The organism is Leptolyngbya sp. CCY15150 (assembly GCF_016888135.1).
In the GTDB taxonomy this organism is placed as follows: domain Bacteria; phylum Cyanobacteriota; class Cyanobacteriia; order RECH01; family RECH01; genus RECH01.
Window position 1 is genome coordinate 71,838 of sequence record NZ_JACSWB010000244.1, and the last position, 16,686, is coordinate 88,523.

Below are 16,686 nucleotides of genomic sequence, written 5' to 3' on the forward strand. Positions count from 1 at the left end.
TTGAGGCGAAAAACCTTGTGTGTCTTGGACTTCATGTTCGTTTTTCTGTCTTCGTTCTTCTGTCTTGCGGTACTAGCCGCCGTATTGCCAGCCGGTGCTTTCTAGAAGGAGCGGATTGCCTTCCCGGTGGATGCCAGCGGCGATCACTTCACCCACAAATACGGTGTGGTCGCCATGTTCCACAGCGCCAACAACGCGGCATTCTACATAGCCGAGGGAGTCAGTGATGATCGGGCAGCCGGTTTCTCCGAGGTAAAACTCTACCTCTTCAAACTTGTTGCCGACCCGTCGTTGGGGCTTAAAGAAGGTTTGAGCCATGGACTTTTGCCCTTCTTCCAACACACTTAGGGCAAAGACTTGGCTGCTTTTGATCATGGCGTGGGAGCCGGAGTCATTTTTCACGCAGTTGACCACCAAGGGCGGCTGGAAGGAGGCTTGCATCACCCAGCTTGCCGTGAAGCCGTTGACCTCATCGCCATCCTGAACTCCGCAGACATAAAGCCCGTGGGGGATTTTGCGAAGCATAGTTTTCTTGGCCTGTTCGTCGAGCACGAAGATCTCCTCCTAGGGGGTATACCGATCCTGATGGTGCCCCTGAGGGTGCCTCAGACTGGGTGCCAATCAGGTTCGTCTTGTTGTTCATAATTATTGTCAGTTTAGGACAGCTTAGGGCCGTGCGGGGTGCTTAGGGATGTTCCGATGGGATGACGGGGCTGAGCAACGGGAAGAAATGCCCAACCGGCCCTTGACCCTGGCCTAGGCGTAGGGAATAGTGCAGCGCAGTGGTGACGTAGTCTTTCGCTAGGCGCACGGCGGTGTTGAGCGCGTGACCCAGGGCTAGGTTGGCGGCGATCGCTGCTGAGAGGGTGCAGCCGGTGCCGTGGGTGTCTTGGGTCTGGATCTGCTGGGTGCGTAAAATCTGTAGGCGATCGCCATCGAACAATACATCCACACCGCGCAATTCTGCGTCCATGCTGCCGCCTTTTACCAGCACGGCCTTGGCTCCGAGGCCATAGATCAGCTCAGCAGCAGTTTTCATGTCCGACAGGGTTTGGATCTCAAGACCGCTGAGGATCTGAGCTTCGTAGCGGTTGGGGGTTAGCACGGCGGCCAGGGGAATCAGGCGCGATCGCAGGCAGGCGATCGCATCGTCGTCGATCAACTGGGCTCCGGTGCGCGACACCATGACTGGATCAACCACCAAGCGCTCTAGCTGCCAGGCTTCTAGACATTGGGCAACCTGTTCAATAATGCCGATATTCAGCAGCATTCCCGTCTTGGCGGCGTGCAGGCCAATATCCTCGATCACCGCCTGCATCTGGGCAGCGATCGCTTCCGGCGGCAAGGCATCCACGCGGGTCACCCCGAGGGTATTTTGGGCGGTGACGCAGGTGAGGGCGCTGGTGCCGTGGACTTTGTGCATGGCGAAGGTGCGCAGGTCGGCCTGAATGCCAGCTCCACCGCCGCTATCCGATCCGGCAATGGTGAGCGCAACGGGGATAGATGGAACGTTCATCGCGATCATGGGTTGAGGGGTGGCTTGCTGCCAAAACTACGCGGCGTTAAAGGCCATCTGCCAAAAATCGCGCTCTAGGCGAGTGATTTTTAGAAAGGCAGACTCTGCCTGCTGTTGGGCTAGGTCAGGGGCGGTGGTCAGGGCTTGGTCGGCTTGCTGCTCCAACTGCTGTACGTAGGCGGTGAAGCCTGGATTGCCCCAGCGCTCTGCAAACTCTGCATAGGGTGCATCCATGGCTCCGGGCTTTTGCCAGCCTTGATTATAGGCCAGCTCAATGGCCCAGAAGGCCGTGGCCTGCACGGCGTAGGGCGCATCGGCGAGACTGCCCATGTAGGCGCAATATTCGGTGCAGGTGGCTTGGGGACGCACGTCTAGTTCTAGCCGTCGTTCTTGGGCCTTGGCACGAAACCACTGAAGTTCGTCTTTAAGGGCAATCATGCCGCTCAGCAAGACATCATAGTGCTCGACGGGAGCGATCGCCAAGAGCCGCGCTGCCATGCGGGTAAAGTCCACCACAAATAAATAATCTTGCACCAGCCAGGTATTAAACTGTTGCGTTTGGATGGTGCTGTTCGCGCATTGATCCAGAAAAGGATGCACCGTGGCTGAGTCCCAGGCTTGGGGATGGAGGGTGATGAGCTGATGACAGGTTAAGGGCATGGTGGTCAACTGGTAAACAGACGCCTACTTAAGGTAGCGAACTTAGCTACCTTCGTGAAGACATCGCCAGAATAACACCGCCAGAGTCGTTGACATACCCCAGCGGTGTGGTGCGATCGCTATGATGGGCGACCTAGGTTGAAGCCGTTGATCAGCCGTTAATGGTTGCCGTTGGCAGCCGCTTGGCTACGGGCAATCATTTGATCCATCAGCTTGTCGGGGACGTCTTGCAGATGATCGTATTGCCACTGGAAGAACCCAACCCCCATGGTCAGCGATCGCAGCTCGACGATCAGATCCTGCATCTCCGACTGCGGTAGGTAGGCGGTCACTTCGTCCCAGTCGCGCCAGTTGGGCTTGCTGGCATAGCCGAGAATTTGCCCCCGGCGGGTGCTCACTAGCCGCAGCACGTTGGAGGTGTAGCTATTGGGCACCGATATCACCATGGATAGAATCGGCTCCAGCAGCGAGGGCTGGCATTGCTGTAGACCATCCTGCATGGCGATGCGGGCTGCTTGCTTAAAGGCTTGCTCCGAGCTATCCACCGCGTGGTAGGAACCATTGGTGAGCGTCACCGACACATCCACCACCGGGAAGCCCAGGGGCCCTTGGCTGAGGAATTCCCGCACGCCCATTTCCACACCGGGAATATATTGCTTGGGCACGACGCCGCCCACAATCGTTTCCTTGAACTGGAAGCCTGCACCGCGATCGAGGGGACGAATGTCGAGGTAGACATCACCAAACTGCCCATGTCCACCGGTTTGGTGCTTATAGCGTCCGTGGATAGACTGGGTCGCCTGCTTGATGGTTTCCTTGTAGGGCACTTGAGGTGCGTGGGTGGTCATGGGCAGGTTATGCTTACGACTCAAGCGATCGAGGGCTACCTGGAGATGAATGTCGCCCTGCCCCCAGAGGATCACCTCATGGGTGTCGCCGTGCTGTTCCCAAGCGATCGCTGGATCTTCGTCCATCAGCTTGCCGAGCGCCGTGCTGAGTTTGACATCATCGCTGCGGCGTTCGGGAGCGATCGCCAAGGCGTAGACCGGCATCAAATGCTCGGCCTGCGGTAGAGCGGCAACGGAGGCATCGGTGCTCAGGGTAGCGCCGGTGCTGATGCCATCCAAGCGACCCATGGCCACAATCGCGCCAGCTTCGGCCACCTGCAGAGGCGTTTGCTGCTGTCCCATGAGGCTATAGATGCCGCCTAAGCGCGTACCGTTGACGATCGCCCCATCCTGAAACGTACCCTGCCAGACGCGCACCAGGGAGAGCTTGCCGCCCTGCTGGGTGTAGTAGGTTTTGAGGACTTGGGCTACAGGGATGTCGTCGGCCGCTGCAATGGGGTGACGAGCCGCTGCAATCGAGGGTTCTGGGGTTTCACGTACGAGGGCATCGAGGAGAGGACGCACGCCATAGTCTTGATCGGCCATGCCGACAAACACGGGCACGATTAAATCTGCCCCAAGCTCTAGCTTCAGATCGCTCCAAATTTCGTCGGCAGGAGGATCAACCTCTTCTATCAGCTCTTCCAGCAGATGATCATCAAAGTCTGCCAAGGCTTCGAGCATGTCCTGGCGGGCTAGATGCTCCTGCTCCTTTAAGTCATCGGGCAAGGGAATGGGATCGGCTGGGGCTCCGGGGTGGTAGTGATAGGCCTGCTCGGTCACTAGGTCAATAAACCCAGCGGTGGCGTCTCCTTGACCGATGGGATATTGGTGCAGCACGAGGGGCCGGGTTGAAACGGTTTGGAGGGCGTTGAGCAGATCGGAAAAACCCGCATGGGCCTTATCAATTTTGTTGATGAACAGCAGGTGAGGAATTTCCCAGTCATCTAAGAATTGAAACAGGGCTGCCAAGGTCAAGACGCGATCGCTGTCTGGTTCACAGACCACAATGGCTGCATCAACGCCAATCAGCGCATTATAGGCTTCCTGGGCAAATTCAATCGACCCTGGACAATCCACAAACGTAAAACGAATACCGCTGTACTCAGTACTGGCGGCATTCACCTCCACACTCATCTGGCGATCGCGGGCTTCGGGGGTTGCATCACCAACGGTATTACCGTCTTTGATACTCCCTTTGCGGGAGGTGGCTCCCGTCACCGAAAGCATACTTTCGAGCAGGGTGGTTTTACCGCTCAAGTAGGGCCCCACAATCGCCACATTTCGTGAGCCAGATACTACATTGCCACTCATACGACGCTCACTCCTTTATGGAATCAAAGTAACGTACTAAGCGCTGAGCAATGGTCTTATTCCTTAGCTGCGGTTACCCTATGACTGCCATAAATAGTCATAAAGTTTCACGAATGTTTGGAATGGTAATTGTCCGCGTTTAGCATCATGAATAAACGAATGCAATTCGAGAAAACGGGCTTTATTACAGTTCAGACTACGAGATCTTTGGCTCAACAGATATTAAAAGTTTTGGATGTTTTCTAGGATGATACCTGTTGATCTAAGGTTGCTATAAACCTACCTCAATGGCTCAATCGCTGAGGGCGATCGCCTGCTCAATCATCATCAGATCAGTCATCAAGATCCTCAGATCTCATCTACTTTGCAGGACTTCTAGCGAACTAAAGCGGCTGTTGGGGCGTGGATGTTGCTAGGATAGATAGCTCCTGCAAGGTTCAAAAAACGGGCTATCACAGGATGTTTTATTCCATCATGTTTTCTATAGATTAGTGACGGAATTGATACAATAATGCGATCGCTTTTTGAGTAGGCACCGATGACAATTTCGTATGTTGAAGCGTGATTAAACCTCGAAATGTCTCTAACTGCTTATTCTTAGATTAACCTGTTGCTAAACACTGCTCAAAAAGCAGCAAGGAAAGTTTATACAGTGGATTGATCATGGGGGCGATCGCCCTGAGTGATTGCTCAGCTACAGGTGCGTTACGGTTTCGCCTAACAGCACGCTACACCATGGTGGATTGAGTTCAGTGATCAAGACCTTGGTGGGGCTAATCACTGCTTTTGTCGTTGCTGGGGGGCAGATTGGGCATGGGGGGAAGTTGATCGAGGAGCGATCGCACTTCTGTGAGCAGGGCGTCCTGTTCTGTCCGCAGGGCATCGAGGCGTTGGGCGATATCGGTGAGGCGCTGCTGGGGAGAGTCGGCGTCTAGCTGTTGGCGGGCAACGGAGGTGATCCACTGGGATTGGAGGAAGCGTCCTAACCGGAGAATGATCCACCAGCCTAGCCAAATCGGTAGCCGTAGGGCGCTGATCCAAGCATATTGAGCCAGACGAGCGATCGCCCCTAGCAGCCCCCAGAGGAGGATGACCGTGATGCCTAGCAGCGCTACGGATACCCAAGGATGCCCTAGAAACCAAGCCATGAGGGGATGGTGGTCAAACCATTGCTGTACCGCCTCCGTGACGGTGCGGCGGAGGCTGCTGAGGGCGAGCTGAATAAAGCGATCGACGCTGCTGCTCATGGGATATCTGGGGAGACGGCGGGCATCGGTGGGGGAGCGTCCCACGGTTTGTGACCCCACCCTGCGGGAAGCAAGCTACACCCTAAATCCTTCTAAATCTTTTGCCCAAGTCGGTCAAGAGACGTTGAATCTGGCTCCCTTTCTACCTTTTTGGGAGAAGGGGTTGGGGGATGAGGGGCATGAAGTTGCAAACGTGGGATACGTCCTCGGTGGGGGCTATTCGGGCAGAGCTGCTAGAGCAAGTCTTCGTCTAAGACCTTACCCCAGCGCCGTAGCCATTGCAGCACCTCCGGCGGCAGGCTAGCCTTGGCCCGGGCGATCGCATTGATGCATACATGGCGGGTGCTGGCTCGGGCCACGCAGGTCATAGGGGCGGGTTCTTCGCCAGGATCGATGAAGATTTCGTAAAGCGTTTCAAACTCGCTGCTGCCTAGTTGTCGCGGGCTAAGCTGAATGATTTGGCGATCGCCACAAAACATTGGCTGGAAAAAATCAACCGTGGCATTGGTGATCGGAAAGGCCACCTTGGGATAGCAAAAGAAGGAGGGGAGATCAATGCCAGCCTCGGCCAGAGAGGCTTCGTAGGCATCGTGGCACATGGCTAATACATTGGCAAAGTACACGACGCCTGCAGCATCAGTTTCACGAAATCGGACGGTGCGGCGATAGGTATAAGACATAGGTTCAATCAATTCAGGACGGGAATGGGCAGTGCCATGGGAAAAACCTCTGTGGGCGATCGCCCGATCTATTCGCTAAGGTCAGGGTAGATGGCTGAATTCTGCCCTGTGATACATCAGGTCACCATTCGGACATTCTACGATTGGGCGTGTCAAGATCAAACTAATCGCATCCTCAACGACCGCAGGTGAGTCCTTTTATGCCAGCTACGCCAGACTCTCAACCGTCTATCGCTCGCCATTATCACGAACGCACCAAGTATGACCCCGATACTATCGCCGCCAAATCTCAGCCCCTAGACTGGAATCAGCAGCCGGTTCCGTTCAAGGACTATAAGCTAGGCACCTCGGTGGATCTCAAACCCTATCTAACCGATGAGTTTGACCCAACCGATGCCACCCACCAAGCCTGGCGGCGGCTGTCTCGGCTGTTTCTCTGCAGCTATGGGCTAACGGTGAAGATGGTGACCATGAGCGGCGAACCGATCTATTTTCGGTCGGCTCCCTCGGCCGGTGGTCTCTATCCGGCGGAACTCTACCTGATCTCCCGAGGCACGCCTCTCTTGCCAGCAGGACTGTATAACTATCAGCCGCGATCGCATTCCCTGCTGCATTTTTGGGACAGTGAAGTGTGGTCGGGATTGCAGGATGCTTGTTTGTGGCACTCTGCCCTCCAGCAAACCCAGATGGCCTTGGTAACCACGGCGGTCTTTTTCCGATCGGCCTGGCGCTACCAAGCTCGGGCCTATCGACGCATTTTCTTGGATACGGGGCATCTGCTGGGCAATATTGAACTAGCCTGCGCCCTCAATGACTATCGACCCCATTTGATTGGTGGCTTTGTGGATGAAGCCGTTAATCAACTGATGTATCTCAACTCAGACGAGGAAGGCGCAACAGCCGTCATTCCCCTCGCCGATCTGCTAGACGTGCAGCAAAATCTCCCGATCGCTGCCACGGCCCTGCCGTCTAAAACCCATAGCGACTATCCTAAAATTTCGGAGGGTGACCTCCTGGGCTATCTGCACCAAGCCACCCAGATTCATCCCGAGCCCGCTCCACCCATTAAGCGAGTGTTGATTGGCCCCTCTCGTCCGGTACAGCCCGAACCCATAGCCCCGCCTGCCGAACCTGTTCCCGATAAATACAACTTTCCCTTTTGCCTGAAGGTGTCCACGGTGTCTGAGGCAATTCAATGGGGCGATCGCCTCGCTGACCTAGAGACCACTATGCTCAAGCGCCGTTCCACCCGCGCCTACAGCGGAGCTGACCTAACCCTTGATGAACTGCGGGCGCTGCTCGATTTCACCTACCAACCCCAGCACTACATCGACCAAAGCTTCGATCGCCAGCCCGACTATTTCGACCTCAGCCTGATTGAGACCTTCGTGGCCGTATCTGGGGTGGATGGTCTGGAAGAAGGCTGCTACTACTACGCTCCCAATGCCGAAGAACTGCGACAAATTCGCTTCAAAAACTTTCGGCGAGAGCTGCATTACCTCTGCCTTGGGCAAGACCTAGGGCGCGACGCGGCGGCGGTGGTGTTCCATACCGCTGACCTAGAACGGGCGATCGCTCGATATGGCGATCGCGTCTATCGCTACCTACACATGGATGCCGGCCATCTAGGCCAGCGTCTGAACCTGGGTGCCATTCGCCTAGGTCTAGGGGTGAGCGGTATTGCTGGCTTTTTTGATGATTCGGTGAATGAAGTTCTAGGCATTCCTGCCGATGAAGCGGTGCTATACATCACGACGTTGGGACGTCCGAAGTAATGTCAGGTATCGCATAGCCTGATATTAGGTAAGATTTCCGCATCCATCAGATTGAAACTACTACTGTTTAATCGATTGCGCGTTCGGATTAAAAAAAGTAGCGTGTGTTAGGCGAAGCCGTAACGCATTCTACAAATAAATAGGAAAACAGATTTCCAGTGATTTTTTAGCTCGATTTGTAACAAAGAAAATAAGTGGGAGCTTTAGTCCTCGCCAGCTTGGGGCGATCGCCCATTTTGAATCAACAACTGGATAGCGAGGGCAATGAGTCCTAGGGTAGCGATCGCAAATAGGGCCGTCACCAAGGTGCTGAGCCCCATGACTAAGGTACGCACAGCAATGGCGATATTAGTTGCGAAGGGGCTGCCGGTGGGGACTGGTTTATGGGCAAAGGTATCGATAATTGAACGGGTGAGGAAATAGAGCGCCGTACCCAACCCACCGGATACCGCTGCTCCGGTGAGGCACCGTAGGGGCGTGGGTGGCGTATCGATGGAGCTGGATGGACTGGAGGTTGGCGTTTTGGGATCGGATGACATAGTCAGTTCCTCATGGCTCAGCGAAATAGCAGTTAGGCACCCGGATAGGCGATATGGATGCCGCTGGCGGTGGATTGGGTCACCCACAGCTCTAGATTGGGATCGGGCAGGCTAGCCCGGACGTTGGCCTGGATCTGAGCAGCATGGTCAGCGGATTGGGCGATCGCAAATACCGTGGGCCCAGATCCTGACATCATCACCCCAAGCGGATTACAGGCAGCAAAGGCGGCTTTCAAGTCGCCAATGACGCTATGGGCCGGTAGGGCCACTTTTTCTAGATCATTATGCAACAGTTTACCCACCTCTTCTGGGTTGCGGGAGGCGATCGCTGCCACCATGGGCCCAGAATGCACTCGCTGCTGCCGCCCTTGAATGCCGTCAGATTCAGACACGTAGGTGTGGCTAAACTGCTGACGATAGGTTTTGTAGGCCCAGGGGGTGGAAATGCTCAGGTTGCGATATTTACCAAGCACCAAATGTAGGCAATCTAGACTGGGCAACGGTGACAGGACTTCCCCGCGTCCCGTGGCGATCGCGGTGCCGCCAGCAATACAAAACGGTACATCTGAACCGAGCTGCGCGCCCAGTTCTTGCAAATCTGCCTGAGTTAGCCCCAAGTTCCACATCAAATCCAACCCCACCAGCACCGCTGCACCATTGGTGGAGCCACCGGCTAGCCCAGCGCCCACGGGGATATGTTTATCGATAGCAATCGCCACGCCGCCATAGCGCTGAAAGGCTTCGGGAAATTGGTCTGCCATCAAGGCAGCGGCCCGATAGGCTAGGTTGCTAGAGTCATTGGGCACTAAGGGATGATCGCAGGTCACCCGGATTTGGTCAACGCCAATGGATTTTAGATGTACCCGATCGCTCAAGCCAATGCTTTGGAGAATCATGGCCATCTCATGGAAGCCATCGGGGCGATCGCCAATAATTTCTAGGTATAGATTAATTTTGCCCGGAGCGGACAGTGTATAGGCCTGCATGGACGTTCCATCACGATCAGAGAACAGGGCGCATTCATTCAGAGGAGGGAGCGATCGCTTCTTGGGATAGCACATTGCTGAGCGCCACCCATTGGGCAACCCCCAGCTCCTCCGCCCGCGCCTGAGGGGACACTTTTAATTGTTCCAGCAAATGACCCAAGCGATCGCGATCGACGATGGATTTCAGATTATTTCGCAACATCTTCCGCTTGGTGGCAAATCCTAGCTTGACGATCATCTCTAGGTGTTTGGGGAGGGTGGCCACGGCTTCGAAAGGACGAGGGACGAGCCGCACCACGGCGGAGTCTACCTTGGGTGGTGGCTGGAAGGCAGAGGGTGGCACGGTGCAGATCAGCTCACAGTCGGCCAGATACTGCACCCGCACCGACAATGCGCCAAAGGTACGAGAGCCGGGCTTGGCACAAAGCCGCTGAGCTACTTCCTTTTGGGTGAGCAGCACAATGGATTCGTAGGGCACAGCCGCCGGTTTAGCGATCGTGCCCAGCAACCGTTCTACGATCGGGCCGGTGATGTAGTAGGGAATATTGGCAACCACCTTATTGGGGCGTTCTTGCCCAGATGGAGCGATCGCTGCCGCTAAGTCTAGGTTCAGAAAATCTGCTTCGATTAACAAAAGCTGGCTGGTTGACGGAAACTGCCGCCGCAGCGATCGCACCAGATCCCAATCAACCTCTACCGCCACAACGCTTTCCGCCTGCTGCAAAAGACTTCGCGTCAAAACACCCGTGCCTGGGCCAATCTCCAAGACGCGATCGCTCGATGTCAACTGCGCGGCATCTAGGATCTGTTTGAGCACCCGCTCACTGCGCAGCCAGTGCTGACCAAATTGTTTCCGAGGAACATGTTTCATGGAATGATCCTACCCCGGAGAGCGATCGCTCGTCCAAGACCTAGCGAGTATGGCTTGATTCATTTTCCCGAGGGAGCATCGCTATGGTCGTCATGGTTTTGCTCATACATGCTTGACGGATCGATGTCTTAGAGGAGCGATCGCTTCTCTATAAAATCAATTTTCGGAGGAGCGATCGTCAGACTCATCAGATAAACTTTGCAGGGATTTTCTTTTCTCGCGACGATGAACAAAATACTGTTTTCCAGCCACCCAAGCCATTTTTGTTGCTGCGACTGTGGCTTTTCTTTTAATCGTTGGCTCTGGCTCTGGCTCATCGTCGGAGGAGAAAAAACATAGGGACATGAGTCCTAACGCCATCAGAATTAAGATCGTGCCTTCCACCTTGCCCCATGTCAACACGAGAAACGCTTCAAGAATTAGCAGAATGAAACCACCCCTTTTTTCAGGGATATCAATAACATATGCGCTAAGTGCATGGGGAAACAAGATTTGTAGCATGCCTAGCGCCGTCAAAATTAATGCAGGCAGAATAAGCATCTGAAGCTTTTGAGTTGAGACCATAAATTCCATGACCTTTGGATATATTCATAGGATTGCCAATTGTTCTAGCTTGGCACTGATAGCGATCGCCACTGCAGTTACGATGGCTATAGGTTGGTATCCTTGAGTAGCATTAAGATAAACTCAACCGTTTGACGATATGTGCCAATTTATAAGAACGTTCGGGGAAATGGGGGCTGAACTCTGATGGTGGAGTCTTGTATCTAGACTGCCCAATCCTCCTGTCACAATATCGCTACTGTTTTAAGTATTCCAACTTAGCGATCGCGCACCCAGCCAGCTTGGCCATAGGTTGATCTATCTACCCAAGATCTGAGCCTATCGGGGGGCAATCAGCCTATCTTACAGCTTGAGTCAGATGGAATAGGATATTAAAATGAGGTGCTTTGAACCCGTTGCCCTAATACATATCTTATTTAGATTTTATCCTTGAGTTCCACAGCCATGGTGATGATCTTAGGCAGGTTACTCTTAGTTCATCTACGCGAGGAAAGATCCTGCCAATAACCTTGGGCTGCAAATTTTCCAAGAAGAGAGTTTTCAGCCTTCTTGGCTTTTGTTGTAGAGCGATCCATACATCTACGCTGATTTTTTTGCCGGACAAAGTAAAGCCCTGGGATCGTAGCGAACCCAGGGCAGAATGACGTTATGTTCTCATGTCTCGAACTAGAGGATGATAGTCATCCAATCTTGAAGGGGCGGCCCTAGTGGAGAGTTGATGGGGTCGCCAAGGGGTGGAAGAGCACCCAGCAGAACAGCGGAACTAACAAGCCGGTTGCGATCGTAACAACTGCAATAACTTCTAAGCCTGTCATCAAATCGGTGGTGATCATAGTCGCCTCTCCTGTGGATTGTTGGACGGAGGCGCGTTCCTTCGGGATGTCTCCCTACTTCCGTTCTCTTCTTGCCTGAGGTGAACCCGTGAGGACTAAGAGAATGAACGAAATCTGCTTTCTGTATTCATCATCACAGAGTTGCGCTGCAGATGCAATGCCATGTGTCAAGGTTTGCTTATACGTTGATCTACCCCCCAGGGCATTGACACAAGCCTTCTATATATAGAGAGCGATCGCTCCCCAGGATGCGCGCCGTGACCCAAGAGCCTACTTGCCCCCATAGGCCACGGGTTCCAGCCCTCACATCCGGGTTCTAAACAGCCTGCTTTTACCATCTCACTAAAGTTTAGGCAACATTGCTTGACACTTCGTAACATTTACTGTTACATTTATTTACATGAGGCAGCAAGGTGAACCAACACCCCGCTAGCCGCCCCGCCCGAATCAGTAGAACCGCAGTTAATGATGCTAACTAGGTTTCTACGCTCACCCAACGGCGGGTTCTCAAAGGCTCACTGTTACTATCCCTGAAAGGAGTTGCGCCATGTTTGCACCAGTTGTTGTCCTAGTTCGCCGCGTTATGGGTGATCCCAAATTCATCAAGGTTCGTGGTCAAGCGATCGCTCTTCACTCGCAAGCCATCACCCGTTTTTGTAACAAATTTGGTATCGATCGCACCCGTCGGCAGAACTGGATTCGCCAAGCGCGGGACAACGGTAAAAAGCTGGGGCTACTTGCCTAACTCCCGATCGGAACGGCTAGGCAAGCGATGGTGGGATATGTGACTCCCTTGCCTAGCGCCCAAACTCAATTCACGTCAACCCTTCAACATTTCAAAGGATACAAACTATGGATATGTTTCTTCTCGGTGCATTGTTCTTAATCGGTTGGGTCGCTGTTGCAGTGATCGGAACCCAAGCCTACTTCCGTGGTGAACAAACCAAGCCTATCCACGAACGCAACTGGCGCTCTGATGGTTTCGAAATGGTTGCTATCACCGTCACGGGTCAAGAAACCGACTACGGCACCCGCACCCCTGGCTATGGCGCTATGGATGCCTATGCTAGCGGCAACCTGCCCAGCGCATAACGCCCAGGCAGCGTCCAATAACGTCTAAATTTCGAATTTCTTCAACCAAACTTCCTAATCCGTCAAACTGACGACTCTCCTTCAACATCCCAGCGATCACTGGGGTGTTTTTTTTTGATCGCACCTGAAGAGGAGTGGGCGATCGCTCGATGATCGAACAGGATTGACGCCATACCATACATACAACAACAGCACCCAGAACGGCGACATCGAGGGATTTCCTGTTTAGTATTGAGTCTACATAGAGGTGTTTTAGTAGTCAACAAGCCTCTCTATTGTGCAGCTCTAGGAAATATCAACGACCTGGTTGGGTGCTGTTGGATTAAACCGGAACCAATTCAACTGGAAATCGATATTGACCTCCTATCTATTGATATTGAACTGTTTCTGGAAAAGGAGTTTTTAACCTCCTTGTTATTAGAATAACGCTTGTCTCCAATTGATCCCCAACCTCGAAATCAAAGTTTACGATAGGGTTTATCAGAGGTTTTAATGAGACTTTCTACCTAGTTGATAGAGTACTGATCTGTCTAGCTGCTGGGTGTTATGTCAGATGTTCCATCGAGCAACCCTTGATGCAGGACTGTAGAAAAGCTGGAAAAAGCTGTGGATATCAACAGTAGCTATCGCTCCTATGTTTCTAGTCCCAAATGATCGGTAATAGTGACGAGCTTTGCTAGGTCTAAATCCTCATAATTGTTCAGTAAAAATACTCATTGTTTCAAGGTGCTGGGTGGGGATCATGGCGATCGCTCCTGGCTGGTAACCTCGGACTCCATAGCCAGCGGCGGCCGTGCCAACCATAGAGGTTTATTGATGAACCTTGGGCTTGGTAGTGATGTCCTCCATCCTTTAATTTCTGGGAGGCGATCGCCACTCGCTCCAAGAAAGGATAGGATAGGATCGTTACAGCTTCTTTACAGTGTGACGTCCCGACCGGGTTTGGTATAGCCAATCAATGGTGTTCCCATGCCCCGACAAGGCAGGACGGGGGAAAGCCCCTCGATACTGCGGTTTGGGTCTACACCGTTGCGCTATTCACCCTACAGTCTGTTTTCTTACCCTGAACCTATGACACTTCCCATTCGCAATGTTGCCATCATTGCCCACGTTGACCACGGCAAGACGACTCTCGTTGATGCACTCCTAAGACAGTCCGGCACATTTCGCGAGGGAGAAGAGGTTCCAGACTGTGTGATGGACTCCAACGACTTGGAGCGAGAACGGGGTATTACGATCCTTTCAAAAAATACCGCCGTTCACTATAAAGATATTCTGATCAATATTGTCGATACGCCTGGACACGCCGACTTCGGTGGCGAGGTGGAGCGCGTCTTGGGTATGGTTGATGGCTGCATCCTGATTGTGGATGCTAACGAAGGCCCCATGCCCCAAACTCGGTTTGTGCTGAAAAAAGCTCTCGAAAAAGGGCTGCGGCCGATTGTGGTGGTCAACAAAATCGATCGCCCCCGCGCCAATCCCCATACGGCGGTGGACAAGGTCTTGGATCTGTTCATCGAGCTGGGAGCTGATGATGACCAATGCGAGTTTCCCTACCTGTTTGCTTCGGGGCTGTCGGGCTTTGCCAAGATGACCCTAGAAGATGACAGTACGGATATGAAGCCGCTGTTTGAAGCGATCGTGGAGCATGTGCCGCCGCCGGTGGGCGATCCCACCAAGCCGCTCCAGCTTCAGGTGACCACCCTCGACTATTCCGACTACCTCGGACGGATCGTGATTGGGCGGATCCACAATGGCACTATTCGCTCGGGGCAACAGGCAGCACTGGTCACCGAGTCTGGCAAGATTGTGACCTCGAAGATCACTAAGCTGATGGGCTTTGAAGGGCTCCAGCGGATTGAGCTAGAGGAATCGTCGGCGGGTAACCTGGTGGCGGTGTCAGGATTTGCTGATGCCAACATTGGGGAAACCATCACCTGTCCCAATGAGCCGATGGCGCTGCCGTTGATTAAGGTAGACGAGCCAACCCTGCAGATGACCTTCTGCGTCAACGATTCTCCCTTTGCCGGGCAAGAGGGTACCTACGTTACCTCGCGGCAGGTGCGCGATCGCCTTATGCGAGAGCTAGAAACCAACGTGGCGCTGCGGGTGGATGAAACCGATTCGCCAGACAAGTTTGCGGTATCGGGTCGGGGTGAGCTGCACTTGGGCATTCTCATCGAAACCATGCGCCGGGAAGGCTATGAGTTTCAAGTGTCTCAGCCTCAGGTGATCTACCGGGAAGTGACGGGGCAGCCCTGCGAACCCTACGAGCTGCTGGTGCTAGATGTGCCGGAAGAAGCGGTGGGTGGCTGCATGGAGCGCCTAGGTCAGCGACGCGGCGAAATGCAGGATATGCGCGTGGGCGGCAATGGTCGTACCCAACTGGAGTTTGTGATTCCAGCGCGGGGGCTGATTGGCTTCCGGGGTGAATTTATGCGGCTGACGCGGGGCGACGGCATCATGAACCACAGCTTCCTAGACTATCGGCCGCTGTCGGGGGATGTGGAAACCCGCCGTAACGGTGTGCTGATTGCCTTTGAAGAAGGAACCGCCACCTTCTATGCCATGAAGAACGCTGAAGACCGGGGTGTTTTCTTCATCACACCGGGCACCAAGGTGTATAAGGGCATGATCATTGGCGAACATAACCGCCAGCAGGATCTGGAACTCAATGTTTGTAAAACCAAGCAGTTGACCAACCACCGTTCTGCCACCGGGGATGAGCTGGTGCAACTGCAAACGCCGGTAGACATGAGCCTAGAGCGCGCTCTGGAATATATCGGCTCGGATGAGCTGCTGGAAGTGACGCCGGAGTCTATCCGCTTGCGTAAGGTGTCGAACAAAAAGTTGGCGAAGCAGCGCTAAGACCTGATCACCTGACGATCGCCCGATGATAGACCGACGGGCGATCGCTCCTCGATACCAGAACCCTCATCCTCGGATGGGGGTTTTGCGTTAGGTGCCGCTGGGGGCGATCGCCTCTGAAGAACCTCAGAGTATAGTAGAAAGGTAGGTCTACAGAAAGGGTAAGCTATGGCCACTCGTTCCCCTCAGATTGCCGTCATTGACTACGACATGGGCAATTTACATTCCGCTTGTAAAGGGTTGGAAAGAGCCGGGGCCATCACCCACGTGACCGATTCCGCTCAAGATCTGTTTGCGGCGGATGCAGTGGTGCTGCCCGGTGTGGGTGCTTTTGACCCGGCTATGCGCCATCTGCGATCGCGAGATTTGATTCAGCCCATCCGGGATGTGGTGGCCAGCGGCAAGCCGTTCTTAGGAATTTGTCTAGGTCTCCAGATTTTGCTGGAGGGTAGTGAAGAAGGCAGTGAGGCCGGGCTAGGAATCGTCAAGGGGATGGTGCGTCATTTTCGCTATGAACCGGGGATTACCGTGCCCCACATGGGTTGGAATCAACTGGATCTCACCCAACCCCAACATCCTCTTTGGCAAGACCTGCCCCACCGCCCTTGGATGTATTTTGTGCATTCCTACTATGCCGATCCGACGGATGCCCGAGTCACCGCCGCCAGCATCACCCACGGCAGCCAAACCGTGACCGCTGCGATCGCCCAGGATAACCTGATGGCGGTGCAGTTTCATCCTGAAAAGTCATCAACATCAGGGTTACAGCTTCTGGCTAACTTTGTTGCCCATGTAAACAGTCAGCAATTGGTGAGTCTTCCATAGCCTGCCAATACCTGAGCGTTTGCTTCCGC

General features: G+C 53.8%; 16 protein-coding genes and 1 riboswitch. Of the genes, 5 read left to right on the top strand and 11 right to left on the bottom strand.

What is annotated here, in order from left to right; translation table 11 throughout:
• Window positions 1-72 precede the first annotated feature (72 nt).
• The 6 genes from JUJ53_RS19135 to JUJ53_RS19160 all read right to left on the bottom strand — a co-directional run bounded on the left by JUJ53_RS19135 (window position 73) and on the right by JUJ53_RS19160 (window position 6,304).
• The gene (locus JUJ53_RS19135; RefSeq protein WP_204153640.1) at window positions 73-552 is read right to left on the bottom strand and encodes a flavin reductase family protein; all 480 of its coding nucleotides are present in this window, start codon (window positions 550-552) and stop codon (window positions 73-75) included.
• A 133-nt stretch (window positions 553-685) separates the two neighbouring features.
• Window positions 686-1,516 carry a bifunctional hydroxymethylpyrimidine kinase/phosphomethylpyrimidine kinase gene (gene thiD / locus JUJ53_RS19140; RefSeq protein ID WP_204153641.1) on the bottom strand — a complete coding sequence of 277 codons (831 nt, stop codon included), beginning with the start codon at window positions 1,514-1,516 and terminating at the stop codon, window positions 686-688.
• A gap of 36 nt (window positions 1,517-1,552) precedes the next feature.
• Window positions 1,553-2,176: a TenA family transcriptional regulator gene (locus JUJ53_RS19145; protein WP_204153642.1), complete on the bottom strand. Its 624-nt coding sequence runs from the start codon at window positions 2,174-2,176 to the stop codon at window positions 1,553-1,555.
• 158 nt (window positions 2,177-2,334) lie between these two features.
• Complete coding sequence (locus JUJ53_RS19150) at window positions 2,335-4,377, bottom strand: elongation factor G (RefSeq protein ID WP_204153643.1); 2,043 nt, start codon at window positions 4,375-4,377, stop codon at window positions 2,335-2,337.
• A 773-nt stretch (window positions 4,378-5,150) separates the two neighbouring features.
• Window positions 5,151-5,669 (bottom strand): hypothetical protein, encoded by a 519-nt coding sequence (locus JUJ53_RS19155; RefSeq protein ID WP_204153644.1) that lies wholly within the window; start codon window positions 5,667-5,669, stop codon window positions 5,151-5,153.
• A 188-nt stretch (window positions 5,670-5,857) separates the two neighbouring features.
• Window positions 5,858-6,304 (bottom strand): thioesterase family protein, encoded by a 447-nt coding sequence (locus tag JUJ53_RS19160; protein WP_204153645.1) that lies wholly within the window; start codon window positions 6,302-6,304, stop codon window positions 5,858-5,860.
• 200 nt (window positions 6,305-6,504) lie between these two features.
• Between JUJ53_RS19160 and JUJ53_RS19165 the strand changes: the two genes are divergently transcribed.
• The gene (locus tag JUJ53_RS19165) at window positions 6,505-8,079 is read left to right on the top strand and encodes a SagB/ThcOx family dehydrogenase (RefSeq protein WP_204153646.1); all 1,575 of its coding nucleotides are present in this window, start codon (window positions 6,505-6,507) and stop codon (window positions 8,077-8,079) included.
• Between the two features lie 203 nt (window positions 8,080-8,282).
• Here the strand turns inward: JUJ53_RS19165 and JUJ53_RS19170 are convergent, their stop codons facing one another.
• From JUJ53_RS19170 to JUJ53_RS25210, 5 genes are all read right to left on the bottom strand, one after another.
• Window positions 8,283-8,618, bottom strand: coding sequence for a DUF3082 domain-containing protein (locus JUJ53_RS19170; protein ID WP_204153647.1), 336 nt, complete (start codon window positions 8,616-8,618; stop codon window positions 8,283-8,285).
• Between the two features lie 32 nt (window positions 8,619-8,650).
• Window positions 8,651-9,604 carry a 4-(cytidine 5'-diphospho)-2-C-methyl-D-erythritol kinase gene (ispE, locus tag JUJ53_RS19175; RefSeq protein ID WP_204153648.1) on the bottom strand — a complete coding sequence of 318 codons (954 nt, stop codon included), beginning with the start codon at window positions 9,602-9,604 and terminating at the stop codon, window positions 8,651-8,653.
• Between the two features lie 34 nt (window positions 9,605-9,638).
• A complete protein-coding gene (gene rsmA / locus JUJ53_RS19180; RefSeq protein WP_204153649.1) occupies window positions 9,639-10,475 on the bottom strand; it encodes a 16S rRNA (adenine(1518)-N(6)/adenine(1519)-N(6))-dimethyltransferase RsmA in 837 nt (278 codons plus the stop codon).
• A 156-nt stretch (window positions 10,476-10,631) separates the two neighbouring features.
• Window positions 10,632-11,048: a hypothetical protein gene (locus JUJ53_RS19185; protein ID WP_204153650.1), complete on the bottom strand. Its 417-nt coding sequence runs from the start codon at window positions 11,046-11,048 to the stop codon at window positions 10,632-10,634.
• Window positions 11,049-11,743: 695 nt separating this feature from the next.
• Entirely contained in the window at window positions 11,744-11,872 is a 129-nt protein-coding gene (locus JUJ53_RS25210) for a hypothetical protein (protein WP_275415807.1), read from the bottom strand.
• Window positions 11,873-11,902: 30 nt separating this feature from the next.
• Window positions 11,903-11,984, bottom strand: a riboswitch (Glutamine riboswitch).
• Between the two features lie 435 nt (window positions 11,985-12,419).
• On the opposite strand from JUJ53_RS25210, the gene JUJ53_RS19190 reads away from it, so the two are divergent.
• From JUJ53_RS19190 to hisH, 4 genes are all read left to right on the top strand, one after another.
• On the top strand, window positions 12,420-12,617 hold the full coding sequence (locus JUJ53_RS19190) for an electron transporter (RefSeq protein ID WP_204153651.1): 198 nt from the start codon (window positions 12,420-12,422) through the stop codon (window positions 12,615-12,617).
• A 113-nt stretch (window positions 12,618-12,730) separates the two neighbouring features.
• On the top strand, window positions 12,731-12,964 hold the full coding sequence (locus JUJ53_RS19195; RefSeq protein WP_204153673.1) for a hypothetical protein: 234 nt from the start codon (window positions 12,731-12,733) through the stop codon (window positions 12,962-12,964).
• 1,071 nt (window positions 12,965-14,035) lie between these two features.
• The gene (typA, locus tag JUJ53_RS19200; RefSeq protein ID WP_204153652.1) at window positions 14,036-15,832 is read left to right on the top strand and encodes a translational GTPase TypA; all 1,797 of its coding nucleotides are present in this window, start codon (window positions 14,036-14,038) and stop codon (window positions 15,830-15,832) included.
• Window positions 15,833-16,000: 168 nt separating this feature from the next.
• Entirely contained in the window at window positions 16,001-16,657 is a 657-nt protein-coding gene (gene hisH / locus JUJ53_RS19205; protein WP_204153653.1) for an imidazole glycerol phosphate synthase subunit HisH, read from the top strand.
• Window positions 16,658-16,686: the final 29 nt, after the last annotated feature.